This window comes from Campylobacter sp. BCW_6465 (assembly GCF_001762815.1).
GTDB classification, from domain to species: Bacteria; Campylobacterota; Campylobacteria; order Campylobacterales; family Campylobacteraceae; genus Campylobacter_D; species Campylobacter_D jejuni.
In genome coordinates this window covers 1-327 of the sequence record NZ_MJXN01000004.1, presented here as the reverse complement: position 1 = coordinate 327, position 327 = coordinate 1, and the positions used below count along the sequence as shown (strand labels likewise).

Genomic DNA, 327 nt, shown 5'->3' with positions numbered 1-327 from the left:
TTTACTTGTATTGTAAATTCCATTAGCAAAATCTTGTAAAATTTGTAAAGCTTCATTGTAAGCATGAATAGGACTATCTTCATCCTTTTTAAAAGCACTAATTTGCTTTTCTTTATTTCTAAACTCTTTAAACAAAGGATGATTACAAGGAAGTTGATATATAGTGCATTTTTTAAGTTCTAAAGATTTTAACTCTTTAAAATAAAAAGTATAATCATCTATAATATATTTTTGTTCTTTTATATCCTCTAAAGCAGTTGCATTTCTTTTCTCATCAATAATCAAATAAGACAAAAGTCTTTTTAAAAGAAATTCTTTATTTTCTTC

The 327-nt window shown here is 23.2% G+C and carries 1 protein-coding gene; it reads right to left on the bottom strand.

Going from position 1 to position 327, the window contains the following annotated elements; all coding sequences use genetic code 11:
• Nucleotides 1-327 (bottom strand): hypothetical protein (locus AJ886_RS00020; RefSeq protein WP_148124013.1); only part of this gene is annotated, 327 nt, incomplete at both ends.